Genomic DNA, 26,713 nt, shown 5'->3' on the forward strand with positions numbered 1-26,713 from the left:
TCAAGGGGTCGTCGCCCAAAACGCCGGCGCAGCAGCGCAGGCTTCCTTGATAACCCGCACCGCCTCATCAATATCCTGTTCGCTAGTGAAACGCCCCAGGCTCAAGCGGATAGTCCGCCCGGCCGCACGTGCATCATGCCCCAGGGCCAGCAGGACATGGGATGGGCTGTTCTGCGCTGAATTGCAGGCCGAAGTAGCCGAAAATGCAATCGACGCACCCAATGTCGCCGAGTTGAATTCACCTTCATTGAACGTCAGGCTCAACGTGTGGGGAATACGGCAGCTCGCACTGCCATTGATACATACACCGGGTAATGCCAATAGCGGCTCGAGCAAACGATTGCGCAACCGGGCGATCTGGGCAAGCTCCTGGTCGAACGACTGCGCCGCCAGCTCGAACGCAGCGCCCATGGCTGCAATCTGATGGGTCGCCAGGGTGCCGGAGCGCAAACCACCTTCGTGGCCTCCGCCATGAATCTGTGCCGATACCCGAGGCCGCGCACGGTCGCCAACGTATAGCGCGCCGATACCCTTGGGTCCGTAGATCTTATGCGCGGAAAAGGACATCAGGTCCACCGGCCACCGGGCCAGGTCGATGCCCACCTTTCCCACCCCTTGGGCGGCGTCCATGTGAAACAGCGCGCCGTGCTCGCGAACGATCTCACCGATGGCAACGGCGTCGTTGACGGTCCCCAACTCATTGTTCACCAGCATCAGCGACACGAGGAACGTGTCTTCGCGCAGGGCCTCGCGAACCGCGCGCGCAGTGATCAGGCCATCGGCGTCTGGCGCCAGCCAAGTCACCTCGACGCCACTTTGCTCTAGTTGCCTGACCGTATCGAGAACCGCCTTGTGTTCGATCAGGCTGGTAATGACATGCCCACCGCCGGCACCGCGCGCCTGCGCCACGCCCTTCAAGGCAAGGTTATTGGATTCGGTGGCACCGGAGGTCCAGATGATTTGATCGGCTCGAGCGCCAACCAACCGGGCCACCTGCTGGCGTGCCTGCTCCACGGTTTGTCGTGCCTCCTGGCCGAACGCATGGGAGCTGGAGGCTGGGTTGCCAAAGTTACCGTCGAAGCCCAGGCATTGGATCATGACCTGGATAACCCGCTCATCCACCGGCGTGGTGGCGGCGTAATCGAAATACAAAGGACGCTTATTCATAAGGAAACTCGCAGAGCCGGTTCCAAGACCAGGGTGCCCTCGTTGGATTCGAGACAAGCATTACCTGATCAAGACCTTTAAAGAAGTCGGACTTCATTTATAAGTGCGTAGGAACGCTCCTGGAACAGCGAGCTTAGCAGGCATCGCGCCGAAGCTCAGCCCTCACTCATGCTTTCGAGCAATAACGGATACAGCGACGCGACCAACAGCAGCGCCATGCCCCAGTTGAACAGGCGCAACCATCGACGATCACGCAACAGGTTTCGCAACAGGCTGCCACAAACGACCCAAAGGCTGACGCTTGGCAGATTGATCAAGGCAAACACCGCCGCGATCACTACCACATTGAAAAAGTAGCCTTGCAGCGGTGTATAGGTGCTGATTGCACCGATGGCCATGATCCAGGCCTTGGGGTTGACCCATTGGAACGCCGCCGCGCCCCAGTAACCGATCGGCTTGTTGTTGCCCGTTGAGCTGTCCGAGACCGGGCCGGAATGGGCGATTTTCCATGCCAGGTACATGAGATACGCCGCGCCTATGTAGCGCAGCACGGTGTACAGCAATGGATAAGTCTGGAACACCGCGCCCAGGCCAAGGCCCACCGCCAGCACCAGGGAAAAAAAGCCGCAGGTGATGCCCAGCATGTGAGGGATCGTACGGCTGAAACCGAAATTGACACCCGAGGCCAGCAACATGGTGTTGTTGGGGCCTGGTGTGATCGAGGTCACCAGGGCAAACAGGGCGAAGCCCAGCAGCAGGTCAAGCGAGAGCGTCATGGCAGGTCAATCCGTTGGGGCAGTCAAATGATGACCCTACCCCACGTCCCGGCACGCGCCCATGGACAGTTAGGCAAAACTTCGAGCGGTACAGTCTTTCAGCTTGGTCGGCCAGGCAGTTGAACGGTCCGTTCGGCATTCATTTCGCCACGCTCGTCGAAACCGGTATTTTTCTGCGACGGTCCCAGCAATTCGGCTTTCTTCGCGTGATACTCCTCAAAAGAAAGGCCTCGGCGATTCAGCGCTTCGAGGGCCAGCTCACGAGTTTCCTCAGCTGTGTAAGGACGCAGCTCCGGAGACGACGAGGCGCAACCGCTCAATACGGTGACGGCCAACAGTAGCAAGACAGCAAGGATACGGTTCATGGCGGGCGTCCAATGTTCTGTAGTGGGGCGATGAACAAAGGCTACCCGCCAGCATGGAACGGCAAAAATCAACGGTTTCGATAGTGGGTATCGCCCTCTCGTATCTCTCGTTGCGCTTGGCTGACCCAGGGGCAATGCAGAGCGCCGTCCAGGCTGCGCTCGATAATGCGCAGTACCTGAAATGAGCCGAACGTCACCGCTTTGGCCCGATGCTTGTGAACCAGCCACCAGAAATACCCCTCGCCATCTGAAATGACGATTCCTATTAACCTCCACAAGGAGCTCACCCTTGGCCAAGTCGCCGCTCGCAGCAGCGTAGCGGTCACGGCGCTGCACTTCTATGAGTCCAAGGGGCTGATCAAAAGCACCCGCAACCAGGGCAATCAACGTCGCTACCCTCGGGAAGTGCTACGGCGGGTGGCGCTGATCAAAAGTCGCTCAGCGCCTGGGCATTCCCTTGACGGAGATTGGCGAGGCGCTGAAGAATCTGCCGGAGGATCGCGCTCCGACAGCAGCCGACTGGCAGACCTTGTCGGCGCCGTGGAGCCGGAATCTGGATGAGCGCATCAATCAACTGATCGCTCTGCGCGACCGACTGAACGGCTGCATCGGTTGTGTGTGATCGTCCGGGAGCTTGATGGCTCGCCACCCAAACACCAAACCACGCTTATCGCTAACGCGAAACATTTTCTTTCAACTTACTCTTCAGGATTTGAGTGTCTCGTTCGTCTTAATTAGATGCAGCAGGCCGCGTCGGCAAAAGCCACGGTCTGCTTTTCCAGGGTTCAGGCCGTTGCGAAGCCCGCGACACGGAACCTTCCATCGAATCAAGACGTTCAATCATGTCGAAGAAGTCCCGCTCCAAACTCTGGTTTCTCGTTCATAGCTGGTTGGCGTTGCCCATCTGGTTTTTTGTCCTGATCGTCTGCGTCACCGGCACTCTGGCGGTGGTCAGCCAGGAGATCGTCTGGCTGGTCAACCCAGAGATGCGCGCCAGCAAGCCCAGCGATGACGCCCCGTTGCTCAGCTATGACCAGGTCATGGCCGCCATCAAGCAAGCCCAGCCGTTGACACAAGTGCAAAGTATCGTGCGTCCGGATGAGTCGCATTTTGCCCTTGAAGCCAAAGTCACCTACCCCGACGGCCGCCCGGACACCGTCTACGTCAATCCCTACAGCGGCGTCATCCAGGGATCGGCCCCGGCGTTCAATTTCAGGGCTTTTACCCGCGCCCTGCATGGATGGTGGCTGGTGCCGTTCACCAACGGCTACAGCTGGGGCTGGTACCTGGTGTCTCTCCTCGGCCTGCCGATGCTGGCATCACTGGTTACCGGGCTTGTCGTCTACAAACGCTTCTGGAAAGGTTTCTTGCGCCCGACCTTGCGCATCCGCCACGGCGCGCGGATTTTCTGGGGCGATTTCCATCGGCTCAGCGGTATCTGGTCGATCTGGTTCATCGCGGTCATTTCCGTGACCGGCACCTGGTTCCTGATCGAAGCCACACTGGCCGACAACGGCATCTCCATCTCCAGCGCGCCGGTCGTCCCGGTCGTGGCTCGTGAAAGCGTTCCACTGTCAGCCGATGGTATTGCTCCACCGCGATTGAACCTGGACCGAGCCATCGAGATCGCCCGGCAGCAAATCCCGGGGTTGGACGCGAGTTTTGTCAGCCTACCCGGCAATGCCTACAGCCACGTCGAAATCGGCGGGCGCGGCTGGTATCCATTGATGTTCCAGACCGCGACCATCAATCCCTACAGCGGCGAGGTGGACGCCACGCGATTGTTGGCGGACCGCACGCCCCTGGAGTTCGTCACCGAATCCATGCGGCCATTGCACACCGGGGACTTCGGCGGCCTCTGGATCAAGCTCATCTGGTTTTTCTTCGGTCTGATCCTGAGCATGATGGTCCTCAGTGGGTTGCTGATCTGGACCAAACGCACCGCCCTGGCCACTGCCAACGCCGTCAAGCGCAGCCAGAAACCTGCCCGGCCCGCCCGGATCGCCCCCCCATTGCAACCCTCCCTCCACCGTGACTCGCCGGAGGGCAGCCTGTGAATCCGTCCACCACAACCCTGCCACCCTCTCGCCTGGGCCGGTTCTGGCATAAATGGCGTTTCCATCTCAATGTGCTGTTGCTGCTGATTCCCCTGGGCTTCATGCCCAAGTATTTCTCGGAAGCTGCGTTGTTCCGTGGCGACGGCGGGCTCGGAGAGCGGGAAGTCGGTGAGATCCAGGTCGGGCCGTGGAGCTTGCGCCTGGCGGAATTTCGCAACGAAGCCCCTCGTACCCAGGGTCCCGCCGGCCCCATGAAGCACTTCAATGCCGCGCTGTGCCAACGCTGCATCAGCCAGGTGAAAGCCACCTATCTGCGCATTGGCAAGCCCCGCAGCCTGCGGGCCGCCGGGGTGATTTTCTTTGGCTCGCCCTATCGCATGGGCGCGTTGTTGCCAGTCCCGCCGAAGACCCAGCCCGATGCCGAACTGTGGATAACCCTCGAGGGTTGGGACGGTTCGATGCACCAGGCCTCGATTCCACTGAACCAGGCCTCCCCGGCCACCGTTGCCTGGCTGAAAACCCAAGGAGCCCGACCATGACCCTCCGCGCCTTCCTCAACAGCATGGCATTGCTCCTTTGCGCAAGCTTGAGCACCAGCGCACTGGCCCATAACCCAATGTGCGAGTGCAAGGCCATCGACGCCGAGCAGATCCAATGCACCGGCGGTTTTTCCGACGGCAGCGGTGCACCCGGAGTGACGCTGGACGTGATTGGCTATGACGAAACCATCCTCGTACCCGGCAAGCTCGGCGCCGACTCAACGCTGACCTTCAAGAAACCGGACGCCGAGTTCTACGTACTCTTCGACGCCGGCCCCGGGCACGTCGTGGAAATCGACCAAGCCGACATCGAGGCCCCATGAGCACACCTACCCTCCACGTCGTTCGCCCCGCTGGCGCGGGCCACGAAACCCTTTATGTCTTGCTGCTGTGCCTGATCATCGTATTGGGAGCCGGGTCGGTGGTGGCCTGGCATGGCGAAACCCAGGACGTCACTCCCGTGCAAAGCAACCAGTTGGATGCCCGTCGCGACCTCAGCGCCGCCGAGCAAGGCATCTATGCCGACCTGCGGGTCACGCTGGACGAGATCCGCATTCTGCGCGAAAGCGAGCTAGCCCTTCCCGGCCCGCAAGCGTTGGCGGACGAAGGTTTTGCCCCGTTCGCCCAAGATGCCAGTTCTGTCACCCGCGGCGGCCACGCCTGGCAACTGCTGGGTGAAAAAGCCTACTTTGGCGCGAGTGCTACCCCGTCAATCGCAGGCTCCTTTCTGATGCGCATCAGCGAAACATCCGACGCGCCCCCGGACATCTGGCTCAACCGCAGCAATCCTGCGACCGCCCCTGCCGTGTTGGAAGACGCTGCTTTGTCCGCATCCGGCTGGCAACAGATCGTCGCGCAATTCGATGCCGGCGTGACCCGCCAGCACCGGCATTGACCCCTCGCCCTCATCCAAGAGAAGACCGCTTGCCCATGTCTATCGCCTCTCCACGCCGCCCGTTCCTGTGCCTGCTGCTGCTTGGCCTGCTGGCCTGCCTGCTCGCCCCGATGGCCAGCGCCGAAACGTCCAAGCGCCTGCGCATCGGCATCACCTTGCACCCTTACTACAGTTACGTGGCGAACATCGTCGGTGACAAGGCCGAAGTGGTGCCGTTGATCCCGGCCGGATTCAATCCCCACGCCTATGAACCCAGGGCCGAAGACATCAAGCGCATCAGCGGTCTGGATGTGATCGTGCTCAACGGCGTCGGCCATGACGATTTTGCCGACCGCATGATCGCCGCCAGCGAAACACCAGACGTGAAGGTCATCGAAGCCAACGAAAACGTGCCCTTGCTGGCCGCCACCGGCACTGCCGCCAGGGGCGCGGGCAAAGTCGTCAACCCGCATACGTTCCTGTCCATCAGCGCGTCCATTGCCCAGGTCAACAACATCGCCCGAGAGCTGGGCAAGCTCGACCCCGATAACGCCAAGACCTACACGCAAAACGCTCGCGCCTACGGCAAGCGCCTGCGGCAGATGCGTGCCGACGCCCTGGCCAAGCTGACCCAGGCGCCGAACGCCGAGTTGCGGGTCGCGACTGTACATGCCGCCTACGATTACCTGCTGCGCGAGTTCGGCCTGGAAGTGACCGCCGTGGTCGAGCCGGCCCACGGTATCGAGCCGAGCCCCAGCCAGTTGAAAAAGACCATCGATCAGTTGCGCGAACTGGATGTGAAAGTGATCTTTTCGGAGATGGATTTTCCCTCCACCTACGTCGACACCATCCAACGTGAATCAGGCGTAAAGCTGTACCCGCTTTCGCACATTTCCTACGGTGAATACAGCGCCGGGAAATACGAAAAGGAGATGACCGGCAACCTCGACACCGTGGTCCGGGCGATCCAGGAGTCCGGCGCATGACCGTGCAGCAAACCCTTATCCAGCCAAAGGCCGGCCCGCTGATCGAGTTCATCGACATCAGCCTCGAGCTGGGGCGCACCACGATTCTCGACAACGTGGGCTTGCAGATACAACCTGGCAGCATCCATGCCCTGGTCGGCCCCAACGGCGGCGGCAAGAGTTCCCTGATCAAGACCCTGCTCGGACAAATGCCGCACAAGGGGCGCCTGAGCTTGCAGTGGCCAGGTGAGCCCGGCGTCATCGGCTATGTGCCCCAGGCCCTTGAGTTCGATCGTGGCCTGCCCATGACGGTGGACGATTTCATGGCCGCGATGTGTCAACGGCGCCCGGCCTTTCTCGGCTTGAGCAAGCAGTACACCGGTGCCATCGGCCAGGCCCTGGAGCGGGTCGGCATGCAGGATAAGCGCAAGCGCCGGATGGGCGCGCTGTCCGGCGGTGAGCGCCAGCGGGTATTGCTCGCCCAGGGCTTGATCCCTTCACCGCAACTGCTGGTCCTGGACGAACCGATGTCAGCCCTCGACGAGGCCGGCATCCAGGTGTTCGAGCGGTTGCTGCAGGACTGGCGCCAGGCCGGGATCACCGTGCTGTGGATCGAGCATGACCTGGAAGCCGTCGGGCGGCTGGCCGACCGGGTCACGGGCCTCAATCGCCGGGTACTGTTCGACGGCCCGCCACGCCAGACCCTGACCCCGGAGCGACTGCTCACGCTGTTTTCCACCCATCCACGCACTAACGGGAGCGCGGCCTGATGAGTTACGAAGCCTTTCGCTTGATGGTCCAGGGCTGGGCCTCGTCCGGCTATCTGCCCGAAGCGCTGGCCTATGGGTTTGTGGTCAACGCATTGTTGGCCGGGTTGTTGATCGGCCCGGTGCTTGGCGGCCTCGGTACGCTGGTGGTGGTCAAGCGCTTCGCGTTTTTTTCCGAAGCCGTGGGCCATGCGGCGCTGACTGGCGTGGCCGTCGGCATCCTGCTCGGCGAACCCTACACCGGGCCGTACGGAAGCCTGTTCGGCTATTGCCTGCTGTTCGGCATCCTGCTCAATTACCTGCGCAACCGAACCGGCCTGTCACCGGACACCCTGATCGGCGTCTTCCTTTCGGTGTCCCTGGCCCTGGGTGCAAGCCTGCTGTTGATCCTGGCGGGCAAGATCAACGTACACATCTTGGAGAACGTGCTGTTCGGTTCCGTGCTGACGGTCAACGGCAACGACCTGCTGGTGCTGGCGGTGGTCGGTTCACTGGTGATGGCGCTGGCGTTGCCACTGTACAACCGCATCATGCTCGCCAGCTTCAATCCGCAACTGGCGGCGGTGCGCGGGGTGGCGGTCAAGGCCCTGGACTACCTGTTCGTGATCTTGGTGACATTGATTACCGTGGCGGCGGTGAAAGTCATTGGCGCCATTCTGGTGGGGGCGCTGCTGGTAATCCCGGCGGCTGCCGCGCGCCTGCTCAGCCAATCGTTGAAAGGCTTCTTCTGGTGTTCGGTACTGATCGCCACCGTCAGCACGTTGTGCGGGATTCTCGCGCCGATCGTCTTCGACCTGCCGATCCCGTCCGGTGCCGCGATCATTCTGGTGGCCGGCATCGCCTTCGCCCTGAGCGCCATCGCCCGTGGCGTCGTCCCCAGCCTCAAAGGGAATCTTGGATAAATGGTTTTTTCATTGCGACAACTGACCCTGGCCGTCGCGTTGTGCGGCGTGGCCGTCACTTCATCATTCGCCGCCGAAAAGGTCCGTCTGCTGGCGTCGTTGCCGGTCACCTACGGGTTGGGCGAGGCCTTGCTCAAGGGCACCGAGGTCAGCCTGGAGCGGGCCGCGCCCGCCAATCTGCCTGGCACCCGCCAGAATGCCTATTTCAGCGGCCGCGGCGCGCCGACCCTGGGCAAACTGGCCAGCGACGCCGATGCCGTGATCGGCCTGCGCTCGTTATGGCCGGACGATCCGCTGTACCCCATGGCCCGACGCAGCAACATCCGCATCGTCGAAGTCGACGCGGCCCGCCCGGTGGACGGCGCCCTGCCCGGTATCGCCGTGCAACCGGGGATGGCTGACGGTTTGGCGAGCCAGCCATGGATGGCCAGCCCCAACCTGGGGCGGATGGCCGACGTGATCGCCGCCGACCTGGTGCGCCTGGCCCCAAACGACAAAGCGAAAATCGACGCCAACCTGGCGGCCCTCAAGCAACGCCTGCTCAAGCTCAGCGCCGACAGCGAAAAACGTCTCGCCAGTGCCGATAACCTGAGCGTAGTCAGCCTGAGCGAGCATTTTGGTTACTTGATCAGCGGGTTGAATCTGGATGGCATCAGTACTGACGCCCGGCCCGACGCCGAGTGGACGCCCGAGGCCTTGAAGCAATTGACCACAACGTTGAAAGACAATGACGTGGCGCTGGTGCTGCATCATCGCCAGCCGTCGGAAGCTGTGAAAGCGGCCATTACCGAGGGCGGCAGTCAGTTGCTGGTACTGAGCACCGATGGCGCCGACCCGGTGGCGGAGCTGGAAACTAATGTGGGGGTGGTCGTCACGGCACTGATGGGAGGCTAACCACAGCCACGGTGGGAGCGAGCCTGCTCGCGAGAAGCGGTGTGTCAACCAACATAGATGCTGGATGTGCCGGCCTCATCGCGAGCAGGCTCGCTCCCACAGGTCTTGGGTTATGTCTGAAGGAACCCGTTAAAAAACATCCCCGGGCACCCGCACGAACCCTTCCATCAATACCCGCGCGCTGCGGCTCATGATGGCTTTTTTCACAGTCCATTCGCCGTCGACCTGGCTGGCCTCGGCGCCGACACGCAAGGTGCCGGACGGGTGGCCGAAACGCACGGCGTTGCGCTCGATACCGCCGGCGGCCAGATTCACCAGGGTGCCGGAAATCGCGGCGGCGGTGCCGATGGCGACGGCGGCGGTGCCCATCATGGCGTGGTGCAGCTTGCCCATGGACAACGCCCGCACTAGCAAATCGACGTCGCCCGCCGCCACGGCTTTCCCGCTGGACGAAAGGTAATCCGCTGGCGGCGCGACAAACGCGACTTTGGGGGTGTGCTGGCGCTGAGCCGCTTCGTCCAGATGCTTGATCAACCCCATGCGCAAGGCACCGTGGGCGCGGATGGTTTCGAACATCGCCAGCGCCTTCGGATCGCCGTTGATGGAGCCCTGCAATTCAGTACCGGTGTACCCGATATCCCGGGCATTGATGAAAATCGTCGGGATGCCTGCGTTGATCAGCGTCGCCTTCAAGGTACCAACACCGGGCACTTCCAAGTCGTCCACCAAGTTCCCGGTTGGGAACATCGAGCCGCCACCGCCCTCCTCCTCGGCAGCCGGGTCCATGAACTCCAGCTGTACTTCAGCCGCCGGAAAGGTCACGCCATCGAGTTCGAAGTCGCCGGTTTCCTGCACCGCGCCGTCGGTGATCGGCACATGGGCGATGATGGTCTTGCCGATGTTGGCCTGCCAGATCCGCACCACGGCCACACCGTTTTGCGGAATCCGGGCCGGCTCCACCAAGCCACTGCTGATGGCAAACGACCCCACCGCCGCCGACAGGTTGCCGCAGTTGCCGCTCCAGTCCACGAAAGGCTTGTCGATGGACACCTGGCCGAACAGATAGTCGACATCGTGGTCGGCCCGGGTGCTCTTGGACAGGATTACCGTCTTGCTGGTACTGGACGTCGCGCCGCCCATGCCATCGATCTGTTTTTCGTACGGGTCGGGGCTGCCGATTACCCGCAGCAACAGGGCATCCCGGACCGGGCCAGGGACTCGGGCGGCTTCGGGCAGGTCTGGCAGGCTGAAGAACACGCCTTTGCTGGTGCCGCCACGCATGTAAGTCGCGGGAATCTTGATTTGAGGCGAGTGAGCCATGTGCTCCAACTCCTTAAAAACGGGCGGCCGGAAAAACCGGCCACCCAGGCGATTTAAACGGCCACCGCCGACTCGAGGAAGTCCTGGGCAAAGCGCTGCAACACGCCCCCGGCTTCGTAGATCGACACTTCCTCGGCGGTATCGAGGCGGCAGGTCACCGGCACTTCGACGCGCTCGCCGTTCTTGCGGGTGATGACCAACGTCAACGTCGCGCGCGGGGTGCGCTCGCCGATCACGTCGTATATTTCGCTGCCGTCGATGCCCAGGGTCTTGCGATCTGTACCGGGCTTGAACTCCAGCGGCAACACGCCCATGCCCACCAGATTGGTGCGATGGATGCGCTCGAAGCCTTCGGCAACGATCGCCTCGACACCGGCCAGACGCACCCCCTTGGCCGCCCAGTCCCGCGACGATCCCTGGCCGTAGTCGGCGCCAGCGACGATGATCAACGGCTGCTTGCGTTCCATGTAGGTCTCGATGGCTTCCCACATGCGCATGACCTTGCCTTCCGGCTCGACCCGGGCCAGGGAGCCCTGCTTGACCTTGCCGTTTTCAACGACCATTTCGTTGAACAGTTTCGGGTTGGCGAAGGTCGCGCGCTGCGCGGTCAGGTGGTCGCCGCGGTGGGTCGCGTAAGAGTTGAAGTCCTCTTCCGGCAGGCCCATTTTTGCCAGGTACTCACCGGCGGCGCTGTCCAACATGATGGCGTTGGATGGCGACAGGTGATCGGTGGTGATGTTGTCCGGCAGCACCGCCAGCGGGCGCATGCCCTGCAGCGGCCGCGCACCGGCCAATGCACCTTCCCAATAAGGCGGGCGACGGATGTAGGTGCTTTGCGGGCGCCAGTCGTACAGCGGCGTGACTTTCGGGCCGGTGTCTTCCTGGATGGCGAACATCGGGATGTAGACCTGGCGGAACTGCTCCGGCTTCACCGCCGCCTTGACCACGGCTTCGATTTCTTCGTCGCTTGGCCAGATGTCCTTGAGGCGGATTTCGCGACCGTCCACCACGCCCAGCACATCCTTCTCGATGTCGAAGCGAATGGTCCCGGCGATGGCATAAGCAACCACCAGCGGCGGCGAGGCCAAAAACGCCTGCTTGGCGTACGGGTGGATACGCCCGTCGAAGTTGCGGTTGCCCGACAGCACGGCGGTGGCGTATAGGTCGCGGTCGATGATTTCCTGTTGGATCACCGGGTCCAACGCGCCGGACATGCCGTTGCACGTGGTGCAGGCAAACGCCACCACACCGAAGCCCAGCTTCTCGAGCTCGGGCGTAAGGCCGGCTTCATCCAGGTACAGCGCCACGGTTTTAGAGCCCGGTGCCAGGGATGACTTGACCCACGGCTTGCGGGCCAGGCCCAGGCGGTTGGCGTTGCGCGCCAGCAGGCCTGCGGCGATCACGTTGCGCGGGTTGCTGGTGTTGGTGCAACTGGTGATCGCGGCGATGATCACCGCGCCGTCGGGCATTTGCCCAGGCACGTCGTCCCACTGGCCGGAGATGCCTTTGGCGGCCAGATCCGACACCGCGACACGGGCGTGGGGGTTGCTCGGGCCGGCCATGTTGCGCACGACCGAAGAAAGATCGAACGTCAGGCCACGCTCGTATTGCGCGCCCTTGAGGCTGTCTGCCCACAGGCCAATGGTCTTGGCGTAGTGCTCGACCAGCTGCACTTGCTGGTCTTCGCGCCCAGTGAGCTTCAGGTAGTCGATCGTCTGCTGATCGATATGGAACATTGCCGCCGTGGCGCCGTACTCAGGGGCCATGTTGGAGATGGTCGCCCGGTCGCCCAAGGTCAGCGCGCTGGCGCCTTCGCCGTAAAACTCCAGCCATGCGCCCACGACTTTTTGTTTACGCAGGAATTCAGTCAGCGCCAGCACCATGTCGGTGGCGGTGATGCCCGGTTGCAGCTTGCCGGTCAGCTCGACGCCGACAATTTCCGGCAAGCGCATCCACGAGGCGCGGCCAAGCATGACGCTTTCCGCTTCCAAGCCACCAACGCCGATGGCAATCACGCCCAGTGCATCGACGTGGGGCGTGTGGCTGTCGGTGCCGACGCACGTGTCCGGGAAGGCCACGCCGTCCCGCTGCTGGATCACCGGCGACATTTTCTCCAGGTTGATCTGGTGCATGATCCCGTTGCCCGGCGGAATCACATCGACGTTCTTGAAAGCTTTCTTGGTCCAGTTGATGAAGTGAAAGCGGTCTTCGTTGCGGCGGTCTTCGATGGCGCGGTTCTTGGCGAAGGCCTGGGGATCGAAACCGGCGCTCTCGACCGCCAGGGAGTGGTCGACGATCAGTTGGGTCGGCACCACCGGGTTGACTTGCGCCGGGTCGCCGCCCTGCTGGGCAATGGCGTCGCGCAAACCGGCCAAGTCCACCAGGGCGGTCTGGCCGAGAATGTCATGGCACACCACCCGCGCCGGAAACCATGGGAAGTCCAGGTCGCGCTTGCGCTCGATCAGTTGCAGCAGCGATTCACGCAGCGTGGCCGGGTCGCAGCGGCGCACGAGGTTCTCCGCCAATACGCGAGAGGTGTACGGCAAGCCATCGTAGGCGCCGGGGCGGATGGCCTCCACGGCCGCGCGAACATCGAAATAATCCAGCGAAGTGCCAGGCAGCGGTTTGCGAAATTCTGTGTTCATCGTCAGGACTCGGGTCACGGTGGTTTCAGAAGGGTTGGCGCAGCTACTGAAGTGAACATGTTCCCTTGTGGGAGCGAGCCTGCTCGCGATTGCGGTGTGTCAGCCAACATTGATGCTGCTGACCCGACGCTATCGCGAGCAGGCTCGCTCCCACAGGGTTGTGGGTTTATCCAGTTCCCCAGTTCCTGCGGCTAGCCCTCCAGCTCAGCGTTGTTCGATTGGCACGAACCTGCGCTGTTCGACGCCGGTGTATTCGGCGCTCGGTCGGATGATGCGGTTGTTGGCGCGTTGTTCGAACACGTGGGCGGCCCAGCCGGTCAGGCGCGAGCAGACGAAGATCGGCGTGAACAGCTTGGTCGGGATGCCCATGAAGTGGTACGCCGAGGCATGGTAGAAATCGGCGTTGGGAAACAGTTTCTTCTGCTCCCACATGGTCTTGTCGATGGCTTCGGAAACCGGGAACAGCACCGTGTCGCCCACCTCATCGGCAAGTTTTTTCGACCAACCCTTGATGACCTCGTTGCGCGGGTCGTTGTCCTTATAGATCGCGTGGCCGAAGCCCATGATCTTGTCCTTGCGCGCCAGCATGCCGAGGGTGCCTTCGATGGCATCCTGGGGTGAGCTGAAGCGCTCGATCATTTCCATCGCCGCCTCGTTGGCGCCGCCATGCAACGGGCCGCGCAACGAGCCGATGGCGGCCGTGATGCAAGAGAACAGGTCCGACAGCGTGGAGGCGCAGACGCGGGCGGTGAAGGTCGAGGCGTTGAATTCGTGCTCGGCGTAGAGAATCAGCGACACGTTCATCACCTTGACGTGCAGCTCGCTCGGCTTCTTACCGTGCAATAGATGCAGGAAGTGGCCGCCAATGGACACTTCGTCAGTTACGCATTCGATGCGCTGACCTTCGTGGCTGAAGCGATACCAGTAGCACATGATCGCCGGGAACGCCGCGAGCAGGCGGTCGGTCTTGTCGTGCTGTTGGGAGAAATCCTGCTCGGGCTCAAGGTTGCCGAGAAACGAGCAACCGGTGCGCATCACGTCCATCGGGTGGGCGTCGGCGGGAATGCGCTCCAGCACTTCTTTCAAGGCTTGGGGCAAGTCACGCAATTGGCGCAATTTACCGGTGTAGGCGTCCAGCTGTGCCTGGGTCGGCAGCTCGCCGTACAGCAGCAGGTAGGCCACTTCTTCAAATTGCGCATCCGCCGCCAGGTCGCGGACGTCGTAGCCGCGATAGGTCAGCCCGGCGCCCGACTGGCCTACGGTGGACAGGGCGGTTTGCCCAGCTACCTGGCCACGGAGCCCGGCGCCACTGAGTACTTTTGCTTCGGCCATGTTCTGTCTCCATTTTCTTGAATTTGTAGGGAGTCGCGCCTTACTTCTTCGCCGCGAACAGCGCATCGAGCTTCTGCTCGAAGGTGTGGTAGTCGATGCGATCGTAAAGCTCCATGCGGGTCTGCATGGTGTCGATGACATTCTGTTGCGTGCCGTCGCGACGGATGGCGGTGTAGACGTTTTCGGCCGCCTTGTTCATGGCCCGGAAGGCCGACAGCGGGTAGAGCACCAGGGACACGTCGGCCCCGGCGAGTTGTTCGGTGGTGTAGAGCGGGGTCGCGCCGAATTCGGTGATGTTGGCCAGGATCGGCGCTTTCACGCGGCTGGCGAACAGCTTGTACATTTCAAGTTCGGTGATGGCTTCGGGGAAAATCATGTCGGCGCCGGCCTCGATGCATGCGGCGGCGCGGTCCAGGGCCGATTCCAAGCCTTCCACCGCCAGGGCGTCGGTACGGGCCATGATCACGAAGCTGTCATCGGTGCGGGCATCGACGGCGGCCTTGATGCGGTCGACCATTTCCTGCTGCGAGACGATTTCCTTGTTCGGGCGATGGCCGCAGCGCTTGGCGCCGACCTGGTCCTCGATATGAATCGCCGCCGCGCCAAACTTGATCATCGACTTGACCGTGCGCGCCACGTTGAACGCCGAGGAACCGAAACCGGTGTCCACGTCCACCAGCAACGGCAAGTCGCAAACATCGGTGATGCGGCGCACGTCGGTCAGCACGTCATCCAGGCCGGTGATGCCTAGGTCCGGCACGCCGAGAGAGCCGGCTGCCACGCCGCCACCCGATAGGTAGATCGCCTTGAAACCGGCGCGCTTGGCCAGCAGCGCGTGGTTGGCGTTGATCGTGCCGACCACTTGCAGCGGATGCTCGCTGGCGACCGCATCGCGGAATCGCTGGCCTGGAGTGCTGTTGCTCATGACTCACCTCGTTCAGTGGCGGCGCTGTCCTGGAAATGACGCGCAATGTTGCGTTTGGACGCGCCGATGTGCCGGCGCATCAATAATTCAGCCAGTTCGCCGTCACGGTCGGCGATGGCATCGAGAATCCGATGGTGCTCGGCAAAAGCCTGGCGCGGACGGTTGGGCGTGGTGGAGAACTGGATGCGGTACATGCGCACCAGTTGGTACAACTCGCCGCAGAGCATCTGCGTCAGGGTGCGATTGCCGCTGCCCTGGATAATCCGATAGTGGAAGTCGAAGTCGCCTTCCTGCTGGTAATAGCCGACACCGGCCTGGAACGCCGCATCGCGCTCGTGGGTTTCCAGGACCCGGCGCAGTTCGTCGATTTCCTCCAGGGTCATGCGCTGCGCCGCGAGGCGACAGGCCATGCCCTCCAGGGACTCGCGAATTTCATAGAGCTCCAGCAGCTCGGCATGGCTCAGCGAGACCACTCGTGCCCCGACATGGGGGATGCGCACCAGCAGGCGCTGGCCTTCGAGGCGATGGATCGCCTCGCGCAGCGGCCCACGGCTGATGCCGTAGGTACGGGCCAGTTCGGGCTCGGAGATCTTGCTGCCCGGGGCGATCTCGCCCTTGACGATGGCAGCCTGGATGCGTCGAAAAACGTTCTCGGACAAGGTCTCGACATCGTCTTGGACGAGGACCGGCGTTTCGAGCTGATCGAGCATATTGTCGACACCTTTAAAATCAATACGGCAAAAACTAAACGTATAACCCTCAAACGTCAAAGAAAAAAACCATATTGTCGACAATCGTCTAATAGCGCGTGCTGACATAACTTGCCGCTTCGAAGTATCGTAGCCCCCGGCCAGCGGTGGCGTCAGAAAACCACCGTGCTAGAATGCCGCCGCATTTGCCACTCTTCTATATAGAGAAGGCACCTAGGGAGCTTGTGCAGTGATGCCAGGGCCTGAACCGAAAACGGAACGCTGCGCACCAGGATTTATGACACTCAAGCCCTTATCCGCTGCCTTTTGCTTCATGTGCCTGCCGGGGCTCGCCGCGGCGGGGGAAAAAACCGTGTACGGCCTCAACGAATATGCGGCGCTGCAGGGCATTGACCTGGAGGTTGCCGCCAAGCTGGACACCGGTGCCAAGACGGCCTCGCTCAGTGCCCGCGACATCAAGCGCTTCAAGCGCAACGGCGAATCCTGGGTGCGCTTTTACCTGGCGATCGACGCCGCCCATTCGCACCCCATCGAACGCCCGCTGGCCCGGGTCAGCAAGATCAAGCGCCGCGCCGGTGACTACGACCCCGAAGAAGGCAAGAAGTACACGGCCCGGCCGGTCATCGAACTGGACATCTGCATGGGCTCGGCCCTGCGCAGCATCGAAGTGAACCTGACCGACCGCAGCGCCTTTCAATACCCGTTGCTGATCGGCTCCGAGGCGCTTAAACGCTTCGACGCGCTGGTCGACCCCAGTCTCAAATACGCAGCCGGCAAACCCGCCTGCGCCAATGCCGCTCACACCGCAGAGTAATTCCAATGCGCTCCCTTACCCTCCATTTGAAAATGCTGATCGCCATCCTGGTGGTGCTGGGCCTGTCGGTAACGGCCTATCAGATTTTCGTGCTCGGCATCCCGGTGACCGAAGACGCCACCGATGACCTCTGGAATATCGATGCCAAGGTCGAATTCGTGCCCAACGCCAAGGATCCGGTGAAGATCCAGATGTTCGTGCCCCCCTTGAGCCGCGACTATGTGAGCCTCAACGAGAGCTTCATTTCCAATAATTACGGCGTGGCGGTGAACCGGGTCGACGGCAACCGCAAGGTGACGTGGTCGGCCCGTCGCGCCAAGGGCAACCAGACCCTCTATTACCGCTTGGTGCTGACCAAGCGCTACAGCGCCGAGAAAACCAAGGTCAAGGGCCCGACCTTCCGCGACAGCATTGCCGTCGAAGGGCCGGAAAAACTCGCCGCCGAAGCACTGCTCGCGCCGATCCGCCAGCATTCGGCCGACGTCGAGACCTTCATCAGCGAAGCGATCAAGCGGGTCAACAACCTCAATGACGACAACGTCAAGCTGTTGCTGGCCGGTGATCCTTCGTCGGCCAACAAGGCACGCATCGTTGAATTGGTGCTGTCCATTGCCCACGTGCCGGTGGAAAAGGTCCACACCATCCGGCTGGTGGCTGACCAACCGCAGACACCCGAGCTGTGGCTGCGCAGTTTCAACGGCACCGATTGGCTGTATTTCAACCCGGATACCGGCGAGCAAGGCCTGCCCACCGACCGTTTGCTGTGGTGGACCGGCGATGAGAACCTGATCACCGTCGATGGCGGCAAGAAAGCGACCGTCACCTTCAGCATGAACAACAGCGAAATGAACGCCATTCGCCTGGCCAAGCTGACGGATGAGAACACCGACGCCAACTTCCTCGAATATTCCCTGTACGGCCTGCCGCTGCAGACCCAGCAAACCTTCATGATCATGGTGATGATCCCGATTGGCGTGCTGGTGATCCTGGTGCTGCGCAACCTGATCGGCCTGCAAACCCTGGGGACCTTCACCCCGGTGCTGATCGCCCTCGCCTTCCGCGAAACCCAACTGGGTTTCGGCATCATACTGTTCACGGTGATCACCACGCTGGGCCTGTCGCTGCGTTCGTACCTGGAGCACCTCAAGCTGCAAATGCTGCCGAGGCTCTCCGTGGTGCTGACGTTCGTGGTGGTGCTGATCGCCGCCATCAGCCTGTTCAGCCATAAGTTGGGCCTGGAACGCGGCTTGTCAGTGGCGCTGTTCCCGATGGTGATCCTGACCATGACCATCGAACGCCTGTCCATCACTTGGGAAGAACGCGGCGCCGGCCACGCAATGAAAGTCGCCATCGGCACCTTGTTCGCCGCGTCGCTGGCGCACCTGATCATGAGTGTTCCTGAGCTGGTGTACTTCGTGTTCACCTTCCCGGCGATCCTGCTGATCCTGGTGGGCTTCATGCTGGCCATGGGTCGCTATCGCGGCTACCGCCTGACCGAGCTGGTTCGGTTCAAGGCCTTCGTCAAGGCTGACTCCTGATGTTCGGCCTCTGGAAGACCTGGAAAGCCCTGGAAGCCCGGGGCATCATGGGCATCAACCGGCGTAACGCCGACTACGTGCTCAAGTACAACAAGCGCAGCCTGTACCCCATCGTCGATGACAAGATCATCACCAAGGAACGGGCTATCGCCGCCGGCATTCATGTGCCGGAGCTGTACGGGGTGATCTCCACCGAGAAGGAAATCGACAAGCTCGACGAGATCATCGGCGGGCGCACCGACTTCGTGATCAAGCCGGCCCAGGGCGCCGGCGGCGATGGCATCATCGTCATCGCCGATCGCTTCGAAGGCCGCTACCGCACCGTGTCCGGCAAGATCATCAGCCACGAGGAAATCGAGCACCACGTCTCGAGCATCCTCACCGGCCTGTATTCCTTGGGCGGGCACCGTGACCGGGCGCTGATCGAGTACCGCGTGACGCCGGACCAGATCTTCAAGAGCATCAGCTACGAAGGCGTGCCGGACATCCGCATCATCGTGTTGATGGGCTACCCGGTGATGGCCATGCTGCGCTTGCCGACCCGTCAGTCCGGCGGCAAGGCCAACCTGCACCAGGGCGCCATCGGCGTCGGCGTCGACCTCGCCACCGGCCTCACCCTGCGCGGCACCTGGCTGAACAACATCATCACCAAGCACCCCGACACCACCAACGCGGTGGATGGCGTACAGTTGCCCTACTGGGACGGCTTCATGAAACTGGCCGCCGGTTGCTATGAACTGTGCGGGCTAGGCTACATCGGCGTAGACATGGTGCTGGACCAGGAAAAAGGACCGTTGATCCTCGAACTGAACGCCCGCCCCGGGCTGAACATCCAGATTGCCAACGACTGCGGGCTGACCCTGCGCACCCATGCCGTGGAAGCACGCCTGGAAGAGCTCAAGGCCCGAGGCGTGATCGAAACCGTGGAAGAGCGCGTGGCGTTTGCCCAGGAATTGTTTGGGCACATTCCGCCGGTTGAGGGGTGAAGCTGAGGATGAAAACCGAAGCTGAAGGTTGAACCCTGTGGCGAGGGAGCTTGCTCCCGCTGGGTTGCGCAGCAACCCCAAAGCCCAGCACCTCGGTGTATCAGAATGATCGCGCTCAACTGCCCAGGGGGCCGCTTCGCTGCCCAGCGGGAGCAAGCTCCCTCGCCACGGGTCTCATTGAAGCTTCAGACCTGTTCAATACCGACATCCCTCTAGGAGCAATTCCTACAGGGGATTACAATCGCCACCCCGCCTGAACGGCCGACCCACCCCGCCCATGCCAACCTGCTTCGTACACCCGCTGCCCTACCGCGCCAACCCCGCCGATTATTTCGCGGCGATCCGCCATGCCCCGGGAAGCGTGCTGCTCGACAGCGGCCGGCCGAGCGCCGAGCGGGGGCGTTATGACCTGCTCAGTGCCTGGCCGCTGGAACAACTGGCGGTGGTGCCGGATGAAAGCGGTGGCCATTTCCTACAGCGTCTTCGGATGCATCTAACGCAGCTGGGCCACGCAGAGCTACCTGGCACGGTGCAATTGCCCTTCGCTGGCGGCCTGATTGGCTACTTGAGCTACGACTTCGGCCGACACCTCGAAGCACTGCCGTCCCATGCACACGATGACCTGCAACTGCCCGACGCACGTTTCGGCCTGTACGACTGGGCATTGATTACCGATCACCAGGCCGCTACCAGCCAACTGGTTTTCCATCCCCATTGCGGCGAAAGTGAACGCCGACGTTTGATTGAACTGTTCAGCCAGCCGCTCGCGGCGCCTGCCAAGGCGTTCAGTCTTGAGGGCCCAATGGCGCCCGACCTCAGCGCTGAAGCCTATAAGCAGGCATTCGAACGTATCCAGGCGTATATCCAGGCCGGCGATTGTTATCAGGTCAACTTTGCCCAGCGCTTTCGCGCCCGGTGCCAGGGCGATGCGTGGGCCGCTTACCAGGCGCTGCGGGCGGCCTGCCCGACGCCTTTTTCCGGTTTCCAGAGCCTGCCGGAGGGCGGCGCGGTACTGAGCCTGTCGCCGGAGCGTTTCGTCAAGGTCAGCGAAGGCCACGTCGAAACCCGCCCGATCAAGGGCACCCGACCCCGCGGCACAACGCCCGAGGAAGACACGGCCCACGCCGCCGAACTGCTGGCCAGCCCCAAGGACCGAGCGGAAAACCTGATGATTGTCGACCTGCTGCGCAATGACCTGGGCCGCACGTGCCGCATCGGCTCGGTGCGAGTGCCGGAGCTGTTCAGCCTGGAAAGTTATCCGAACGTGCATCACCTGGTCAGCAGCGTGACCGGCGAACTGGCGGATGACAAGGACGCCTTGGACCTGATCGCTGGTAGCTTTCCCGGCGGCTCGATCACCGGCGCGCCGAAAATCCGCGCCATGCAGATCATCGACGAACTCGAACCGACCCGACGCGGGTTGTATTGCGGCTCGCTGCTGTATCTGGATGTGCGCGGGGAAATGGACAGCTCGATCGCCATCCGCAGTTTGTTGGTCAAGGATGGACAGGTGTGTTGCTGGGGCGGTGGTGGGATTGTCGCGGATTCAGATTGGCAGGCGGAATATCAGGAGTCGATGACCAAGGTGAAGGTCCTGCTGGAAACCTTGCAGAACCTGTGAACCCTGTGGGAGCGAGCCTGCTCGCGAAGGCGGTGGTTCAGCCAGCATTGATGTTGACTGACAAACCGCTTCGCGAGCAGGCTCGCTCCCACATTGAGAAGTGTTACAGGCCGAGGGGGCGGTTCGAAGCCTTGATGAATTCCTGCTTCAACTCGGCAAACGTATGCACCGCCGGGAATTGCGGAAACTCGCGGATGACGTTTTCAGGCGCATGGAACAGAATCCCAGCGTCGGCTTCGCCCAGCATAGTGGTGTCATTGTAGGAATCTCCCGCCGCGATCACCCGATAGTAAAGGCTCTTGAAGGCAAGGACCGACTGACGCTTGGGATCTTTCTGACGCAGCTGATAGCCAGTCACTCGCCCGCCGTCGTCGGTGATCAAACGATGGCAGAGCAGCGTCGGGAAACCCAGCTGACGCATCAGCGGTTGGGAAAACTCGTAAAAGGTGTCGGAAAGAATCACCACCTGGAACCGCTCCCGCAGCCAGTCGACGAATTCGATGGCGCCGTCCAGCGGCTGGAGGGTGGCGATGACTTCCTGGATATCGGAGAGCTTGAGACCATGCTCGTCAAGGATGCGCAACCGTTGCTTCATCAGCACGTCGTAGTCGGGAATGTCCCGAGTGGTTGCCCTGAGGGATTCAATCCCGGTTTTTTCAGCGAAGGCGATCCAGATCTCCGGGACCAGCACACCTTCCAGGTCGAGACAGGCAATTTCCACAAGACACTCCCATTTTTTGATGTTTATCGGTTGAGCGAACAAAAGGCTTGCCGACTCTAGCCATTCGACGAAGCCCGCGCAACGCACAGGAGCGCGCCAGCCCCCGTTGCTTTTGTTACCATCAGCCCCATATAGAGCGCCCAGCGCCACCGACCTGTAGGAAACCGCCCTGATGAGCCCATCGTTTGACGTCGTGGAACTCGCCACGACCTATGCCAACAAGTCCCCCCAAGACATCCTCAAGCTGGCCTTCGCCGAATTCGGCGATGACCTGTGGATATCCTTCAGCGGCGCCGAAGACGTGGTGCTGGTGGACATGGCCTGGAAACTGAACAAGAACGTCAAGGTGTTCAGCCTCGACACCGGCCGCCTGCACCCGGAAACCTATCGTTTCATCGACCAGGTCCGCGACCACTACAAGATCGACATCGAATTGATCTCGCCCGACCATACGAAACTGGACCCTTTCGTTAAGCAAAAAGGCCTGTTCAGTTTCTATAAGGACGGCCATGGCGAATGCTGCGGCATCCGCAAGATCGAGCCGTTGCGGCGTAAACTGACCGACGTGCGCGCCTGGGCCACCGGCCAGCGTCGCGATCAGAGCCCTGGCACCCGCAGCCAGGTGGCGGTGTTGGAAATCGACACGGCATTCTCTACGCCCGAGCGCACGCTGTATAAGTTCAACCCGCTGTCGCAGATGACCAGCGAGGAAGTCTGGGGTTATATCCGCATGCTCGAGCTGCCTTATAACAGCCTGCACGAACGCGGTTTTATCAGCATCGGCTGCGAGCCATGCACCCGCCCCGTCCTGCCGAACCAACATGAGCGCGAGGGCCGCTGGTGGTGGGAGGAAGCCACGCAGAAAGAATGCGGGCTGCACGCCGGAAATATCATCGCCAAATCCAAGACTGTTTAGCCCTTCCTCATTTCCTGTACACAAAAATGTCACTTCAGGTGCCATTTTTGTGTGCATGCCCCGCTTGAATGCCCCTAAAAGTTACACCGACTCTAAAACCCTACCTGCTGCCTCCCCCCGCTTGACGCTAGCGTTGAAAATAAATACCTGTTCGAACGGTCAAATTTTACCTTCGATATTTCAGGCGGTTACTTGCAGTCCATAACAAACCGAAATCAACGACCCATTCGTTAGATCCTGAAGTGGCATATATCTGGCTTAAGACGACCAGTGTTTTGTATACAAAGAGAAAACAAAATACACACACTTTTCGATCCGCAAGCCTGAAGCGCCCTATCCCGTACAGGCTGCAGATGCCCCGTAACCAATGATGCTCGCCGCCGCGACGAAGATCTGCCGAGCCTCGCGCTCATGCACAGTCACCGTGGCCCGAGACTCTGGAGCCTGCCGGAATGCGTACAAGTCTTTCTAATAACATCGCGCTGGATCTGCCCTCCCCAACCACTGCGCTCGAAGAACGAGCAGCAGCTCCTCTCGCCTTGAGCCCCAGATTGCATAACAAGGATTTAGCGCCAACCAAGGTCGAAGGCCGGCGCTGGGGTCGCTACAGCATCTTTGCCCTGTGGACCAACGACGTACACAACATCGCCAACTATTCATTCGCCATCGGCCTTTATGCCCTGGGCCTGGGCGGCTGGCAGATCCTGCTGTCCCTGGGGATCGGCGCGGCACTGGTGTATGGCTTCATGAACCTGTCCGGCTACATGGGGCAGAAAACTGGAGTACCTTTTCCCGTCATCAGCCGGATCAGTTTCGGTATCCACGGCGCGCAGATTCCTGCGCTGATCAGGGCCGTTATCGCCATCGCCTGGTTTGGTATTCAGACGTACCTGGCTTCAGTGGTATTTCGCGTGTTGTTGACCGCGGTCCACCCTGGCTTCGCCGAGTACGACCAGAACTCCATCCTCGGGCTGTCGAGCCTGGGTTGGGTGTGCTTCGTGGCCATCTGGTTCGTGCAACTGGTGATCCTGGCCTACGGCATGGAGATGGTCCGGCGCTACGAAGGCTTCGCCGGGCCGGTAATTCTGGTGACGGTCGCGGCACTTGCCGGTTGGATGTATCTGCAGGCCGACGCAACCATTGCCTGGTCGATCCGCGAGCCCCTGACCGGAGGCGAGATGTGGCGCAACATATTGGCGGGCGGAGCGCTGTGGCTGGCGATCTATGGCACGCTCATTTTGAATTTCTGCGATTTCGCCCGCTCGTCGCCGTGCCGCCGAACCATCGTCGTAGGAAACTTCTGGGGCTTGCCGGTGAACATTCTGGTGTTTGCCGCCATTACCATCCTGTTGTGCGGTGCGCAGTTCCAGATCAACGGCCAGATCATCGAAAGCCCGACCCAGGTCATCGCCTCGATTCCCAATACGTTCTTCCTGGTGCTTGGCTGCCTGGCCTTTTTGATCGTCACCGTGGCGGTGAACATCATGGCCAACTTCGTCGCCCCGGCGTTCGTGCTCAGCAACCTGGCGCCCAAGTACCTGACCTTCCGCCGCGCGGGGTTGATCAGCGCCGCCATTGCCGTGCTGATCCTGCCGTGGAATCTCTATAACAGCCCGCTGGTGATCGTGTATTTCCTGTCCGGCCTCGGCGCCCTGCTCGGGCCGCTGTATGGCGTGATCATGGTCGACTACTGGCTGCTGCGAAAAAGCCGCATCAACGTGCCGCAACTGTACAGCGAGGACCCAAATGGTGCGTATTTCTACAGCAACGGGGTCAACCTGCGGGCGGTGGCGGCGTTCATTCCAGCGGCACTGATCGCGATTGTCCTGGCGCTGGTGCCCGGCTTTGACAGCATTTCACCATTTTCCTGGCTGATTGGCGCTTCGATTGCAGGGTTGTTGTACCTGATCATCGCCAAGCGCGAGCCGCACTACGAGGACGTAAGCGGCGAATCCATCGCTGTGGATAACGTCAGCCATTAATCCATGGAAATGGCTCGTCAGGTACGGGCCTCCTGTTTTCGTTCAAAAGGAATAGCTCATGCGAATTCTAGTGGTCAACGTCAACACCACCGATTCCATCACCCAGGCCATTGCCCGACAAGCCCAGGCCGTCGCCGCGCCGGGTACCGAGATCATTGGGCTCACGCCGCATTTCGGTGCCGATTCCATCGAAGGCAACTTCGAGAGCTACCTGGCGGCCATCGCCGTCATGGACCGGGTGATGTCCTATGACCAACCCTTCGATGCGGTAATCCAGGCCGGCTACGGCGAGCATGGTCGCGAGGGCTTGCAGGAGTTGCTCGACGTGCCGGTGGTGGATATCACCGACGCTGGCGCCAGCACCGCCATGTTCCTGGGCCATGCTTACTCGGTCGTCACGACGCTCGACCGCACAGTGCCGCTGATCGAAGATCGTCTCAAACTCTCCGGCCTGTTCGATCGCTGCGCCTCGGTGCGGGCCAGCGGCCTTGCGGTATTGGAGCTTGAAGAGGACCCGCAACGGGCGGTGGAAGCGATCGTGCAGCAGGCCGAACTGGCGGTCAGGCAGGACAAGGCGGAAGTGATCTGCCTGGGCTGCGGCGGCATGGCCGGGCTCGATGAGCAGATCCGCCAGCGCACCGGCGTGCCAGTGGTGGACGGAGTGACCGCGGCCGTGACGATTGCCGAATCGCTGGTGCGGCTGGGGTTGTCCACCTCTAAGGTGCGCACCTACGCGACACCTCGGCCGAAGAACATCATCGGCTGGCCGGGGCGGTTTGGGCGGTGAGTGTGCGGCACTAGCCCGTGGCGCGCTCCCACATGGATTCCAGCGGCCACACAAATTGTGTTATTGCGAAATCCTGTGGGAGCGAGCTTGCTCGCGACTGGAGCCAACTCGGCCAACGTCCAAATCAGACCGCGCTGAACCGCCGAGCCAACCCCTGTTCGCCAAACTGCTCGATGATGAAGTCCACGAACGCCCGAGTCTTGCCTGGCAACAGTTTATGCTCAGCGTAATAGATGGAAATGTTGCCATCATCGACGTACCAGTCCGGCAGGACCCGTTGCACGGCGCCGCTGTCGAGGAAGGGAAGAGCTACTGGCATGCTGACCAGACCGATGCCCAACCCCTGAGCCGCGGCGGCGCAATCGGCCTCTGAATCACTCATTGTCATGCCGGGTTTAAGCATGAGCGGGCTATGTTGTTGGTCGCGGCTGGTCAATTGCCATGAACGGACACGCCCGGTTTGGGGCGAGCGAATAAGAATGCCTCGATGGTGCGCCAGATCCCCGGGCTCGATGATCTCTGGATATTTCTGCAAATAATCGCCTGACGCAACCAGCACCCGGTGGGCCACGGCCAATTTTCGAGCAACGACGCCCTGAGGCAACTCAAAACCGCCGCCGATAGCCGCGTCGAAGCCCTGGCCGATCAAGTCCACCTGCCGGTTATCGAAATGCCAATCCGGGCTGATCGCCGGGTACCTGCGCAGCAATTCCCCCAACAACGGCACGACATACAACCGCCCGAACGCCGTGCCCATGCTCACTTTCAGCGTTCCCGCCGGTTGTCCGCCGGCGCTGGCCAGGTTGGCGACGGCATTCTGGATGGTGTTGAAACTGCTGCCAACTTCTCCTAGAAACAACTGGCCGGCTTCGGTCAGCCTCAAGCTGCGGGTGCTGCGCTGGAACAGGCGCACCCCCATCCGCGCCTCCAACTTGGCGACGCTTTTACCCACCGCTGCCGGGGTCACGCCCAAACGTCGTGCCGCCTCGGCAAAGCTGCCGACTTCGGCGCTGCGAACAAAACATTCGATACTGCTGAAACTCTCCATGGCGCCCATTACCAACTTTGGGTTTACACAGACTATATCAACGAAGGTCTACCCAGCCGATA

The 26,713-nt window shown here is 61.4% G+C and carries 25 protein-coding genes and 1 pseudogene; 16 read left to right on the top strand and 10 right to left on the bottom strand.

Annotated elements, in window-relative coordinates:
• The 3 genes from J3P92_RS17280 to J3P92_RS17290 all read right to left on the bottom strand — a co-directional run bounded on the left by J3P92_RS17280 (window position 1) and on the right by J3P92_RS17290 (window position 2,308).
• Entirely contained in the window at window positions 1-1,167 is a 1,167-nt protein-coding gene (locus J3P92_RS17280; RefSeq protein ID WP_434648469.1) for a cysteine desulfurase family protein, read from the bottom strand.
• A 155-nt stretch (window positions 1,168-1,322) separates the two neighbouring features.
• A complete protein-coding gene (locus J3P92_RS17285) occupies window positions 1,323-1,943 on the bottom strand; it encodes a LysE family translocator (RefSeq protein WP_420767261.1) in 621 nt (206 codons plus the stop codon).
• Window positions 1,944-2,041: 98 nt separating this feature from the next.
• Complete coding sequence (locus J3P92_RS17290; RefSeq protein WP_420767260.1) at window positions 2,042-2,308, bottom strand: hypothetical protein; 267 nt, start codon at window positions 2,306-2,308, stop codon at window positions 2,042-2,044.
• A 252-nt stretch (window positions 2,309-2,560) separates the two neighbouring features.
• Here J3P92_RS17290 and soxR point away from each other — a divergent pair.
• The 9 genes and pseudogenes from soxR to J3P92_RS17335 form a co-directional block, all read left to right on the top strand.
• Window positions 2,561-2,924, top strand: a pseudogene (soxR, locus tag J3P92_RS17295) (redox-sensitive transcriptional activator SoxR); the annotation flags it as partial.
• Window positions 2,925-3,150: 226 nt separating this feature from the next.
• Entirely contained in the window at window positions 3,151-4,365 is a 1,215-nt protein-coding gene (locus tag J3P92_RS17300; RefSeq protein WP_420767259.1) for a PepSY-associated TM helix domain-containing protein, read from the top strand.
• Window positions 4,362-4,904 (top strand): thiamine pyrophosphate-binding protein, encoded by a 543-nt coding sequence (locus J3P92_RS17305; RefSeq protein WP_434606995.1) that lies wholly within the window; start codon window positions 4,362-4,364, stop codon window positions 4,902-4,904. The genes J3P92_RS17300 and J3P92_RS17305 overlap by 4 nt, the downstream gene beginning before the upstream one ends.
• Entirely contained in the window at window positions 4,901-5,227 is a 327-nt protein-coding gene (locus J3P92_RS17310; protein WP_420767257.1) for a hypothetical protein, read from the top strand. Before J3P92_RS17305 ends, J3P92_RS17310 begins: the two co-directional genes overlap by 4 nt.
• Window positions 5,224-5,799 (top strand): DUF6162 family protein, encoded by a 576-nt coding sequence (locus J3P92_RS17315; protein ID WP_434648471.1) that lies wholly within the window; start codon window positions 5,224-5,226, stop codon window positions 5,797-5,799. The genes J3P92_RS17310 and J3P92_RS17315 overlap by 4 nt, the downstream gene beginning before the upstream one ends.
• Window positions 5,800-5,834: 35 nt before the next feature.
• On the top strand, window positions 5,835-6,764 hold the full coding sequence (locus tag J3P92_RS17320) for a metal ABC transporter substrate-binding protein (RefSeq protein ID WP_434648474.1): 930 nt from the start codon (window positions 5,835-5,837) through the stop codon (window positions 6,762-6,764).
• Window positions 6,761-7,513 (top strand): metal ABC transporter ATP-binding protein, encoded by a 753-nt coding sequence (locus tag J3P92_RS17325; protein ID WP_434648477.1) that lies wholly within the window; start codon window positions 6,761-6,763, stop codon window positions 7,511-7,513. Before J3P92_RS17320 ends, J3P92_RS17325 begins: the two co-directional genes overlap by 4 nt.
• A complete protein-coding gene (locus tag J3P92_RS17330; RefSeq protein ID WP_420767253.1) occupies window positions 7,513-8,412 on the top strand; it encodes a metal ABC transporter permease in 900 nt (299 codons plus the stop codon). Before J3P92_RS17325 ends, J3P92_RS17330 begins: the two co-directional genes overlap by 1 nt.
• On the top strand, window positions 8,413-9,306 hold the full coding sequence (locus tag J3P92_RS17335; protein ID WP_434648480.1) for a metal ABC transporter solute-binding protein, Zn/Mn family: 894 nt from the start codon (window positions 8,413-8,415) through the stop codon (window positions 9,304-9,306).
• 129 nt (window positions 9,307-9,435) lie between these two features.
• Here the strand turns inward: J3P92_RS17335 and prpF are convergent, their stop codons facing one another.
• The 5 genes from prpF to J3P92_RS17360 form a co-directional block, all read right to left on the bottom strand.
• The gene (gene prpF / locus J3P92_RS17340) at window positions 9,436-10,626 is read right to left on the bottom strand and encodes a 2-methylaconitate cis-trans isomerase PrpF (RefSeq protein WP_434648483.1); all 1,191 of its coding nucleotides are present in this window, start codon (window positions 10,624-10,626) and stop codon (window positions 9,436-9,438) included.
• A 53-nt stretch (window positions 10,627-10,679) separates the two neighbouring features.
• Window positions 10,680-13,271 carry a Fe/S-dependent 2-methylisocitrate dehydratase AcnD gene (gene acnD / locus J3P92_RS17345; RefSeq protein WP_434559922.1) on the bottom strand — a complete coding sequence of 864 codons (2,592 nt, stop codon included), beginning with the start codon at window positions 13,269-13,271 and terminating at the stop codon, window positions 10,680-10,682.
• Window positions 13,272-13,475: 204 nt separating this feature from the next.
• The gene (gene prpC, locus J3P92_RS17350; RefSeq protein WP_434648485.1) at window positions 13,476-14,603 is read right to left on the bottom strand and encodes a bifunctional 2-methylcitrate synthase/citrate synthase; all 1,128 of its coding nucleotides are present in this window, start codon (window positions 14,601-14,603) and stop codon (window positions 13,476-13,478) included.
• Window positions 14,604-14,643: 40 nt separating this feature from the next.
• On the bottom strand, window positions 14,644-15,528 hold the full coding sequence (gene prpB / locus J3P92_RS17355; protein ID WP_030137801.1) for a methylisocitrate lyase: 885 nt from the start codon (window positions 15,526-15,528) through the stop codon (window positions 14,644-14,646).
• The gene (locus J3P92_RS17360) at window positions 15,525-16,238 is read right to left on the bottom strand and encodes a GntR family transcriptional regulator (RefSeq protein ID WP_420767249.1); all 714 of its coding nucleotides are present in this window, start codon (window positions 16,236-16,238) and stop codon (window positions 15,525-15,527) included. Before J3P92_RS17360 ends, prpB begins: the two co-directional genes overlap by 4 nt.
• Before the next feature lie 277 nt (window positions 16,239-16,515).
• On the opposite strand from J3P92_RS17360, the gene J3P92_RS17365 reads away from it, so the two are divergent.
• The 4 genes from J3P92_RS17365 to pabB all read left to right on the top strand — a co-directional run bounded on the left by J3P92_RS17365 (window position 16,516) and on the right by pabB (window position 21,197).
• A complete protein-coding gene (locus J3P92_RS17365; RefSeq protein WP_420767248.1) occupies window positions 16,516-17,052 on the top strand; it encodes an ATP-dependent zinc protease family protein in 537 nt (178 codons plus the stop codon).
• A 5-nt stretch (window positions 17,053-17,057) separates the two neighbouring features.
• Window positions 17,058-18,590 (top strand): inactive transglutaminase family protein, encoded by a 1,533-nt coding sequence (locus tag J3P92_RS17370; RefSeq protein WP_420767247.1) that lies wholly within the window; start codon window positions 17,058-17,060, stop codon window positions 18,588-18,590.
• Window positions 18,590-19,576 carry an alpha-L-glutamate ligase-like protein gene (locus J3P92_RS17375; RefSeq protein WP_039593716.1) on the top strand — a complete coding sequence of 329 codons (987 nt, stop codon included), beginning with the start codon at window positions 18,590-18,592 and terminating at the stop codon, window positions 19,574-19,576. The genes J3P92_RS17370 and J3P92_RS17375 overlap by 1 nt, the downstream gene beginning before the upstream one ends.
• A gap of 277 nt (window positions 19,577-19,853) precedes the next feature.
• Entirely contained in the window at window positions 19,854-21,197 is a 1,344-nt protein-coding gene (pabB, locus tag J3P92_RS17380; RefSeq protein WP_434648489.1) for an aminodeoxychorismate synthase component I, read from the top strand.
• Window positions 21,198-21,300: 103 nt separating this feature from the next.
• Here pabB and thrH read toward each other — a convergent pair whose 3' ends face one another.
• Entirely contained in the window at window positions 21,301-21,918 is a 618-nt protein-coding gene (gene thrH / locus J3P92_RS17385) for a bifunctional phosphoserine phosphatase/homoserine phosphotransferase ThrH (protein ID WP_434559930.1), read from the bottom strand.
• Window positions 21,919-22,090: 172 nt separating this feature from the next.
• Here thrH and J3P92_RS17390 point away from each other — a divergent pair, with 172 nt between their 5' ends.
• The 3 genes from J3P92_RS17390 (at window position 22,091) to J3P92_RS17400 (ending at window position 25,603) form a co-directional block, all read left to right on the top strand.
• Entirely contained in the window at window positions 22,091-22,834 is a 744-nt protein-coding gene (locus J3P92_RS17390) for a phosphoadenylyl-sulfate reductase (protein WP_420767244.1), read from the top strand.
• Window positions 22,835-23,286: 452 nt separating this feature from the next.
• Window positions 23,287-24,816 carry an NCS1 family nucleobase:cation symporter-1 gene (locus J3P92_RS17395; RefSeq protein ID WP_434648492.1) on the top strand — a complete coding sequence of 510 codons (1,530 nt, stop codon included), beginning with the start codon at window positions 23,287-23,289 and terminating at the stop codon, window positions 24,814-24,816.
• A gap of 58 nt (window positions 24,817-24,874) precedes the next feature.
• Window positions 24,875-25,603 (top strand): aspartate/glutamate racemase family protein, encoded by a 729-nt coding sequence (locus tag J3P92_RS17400; RefSeq protein ID WP_420767243.1) that lies wholly within the window; start codon window positions 24,875-24,877, stop codon window positions 25,601-25,603.
• A gap of 124 nt (window positions 25,604-25,727) precedes the next feature.
• Here the strand turns inward: J3P92_RS17400 and J3P92_RS17405 are convergent, their stop codons facing one another.
• Window positions 25,728-26,651 carry a LysR family transcriptional regulator gene (locus J3P92_RS17405; RefSeq protein WP_434559934.1) on the bottom strand — a complete coding sequence of 308 codons (924 nt, stop codon included), beginning with the start codon at window positions 26,649-26,651 and terminating at the stop codon, window positions 25,728-25,730.
• Window positions 26,652-26,713: the final 62 nt, after the last annotated feature.

Origin of the sequence: Pseudomonas sp. D3-27, assembly GCF_051132165.1 — a bacterium.
In the GTDB taxonomy this organism is placed as follows: domain Bacteria; phylum Pseudomonadota; class Gammaproteobacteria; order Pseudomonadales; family Pseudomonadaceae; genus Aquipseudomonas.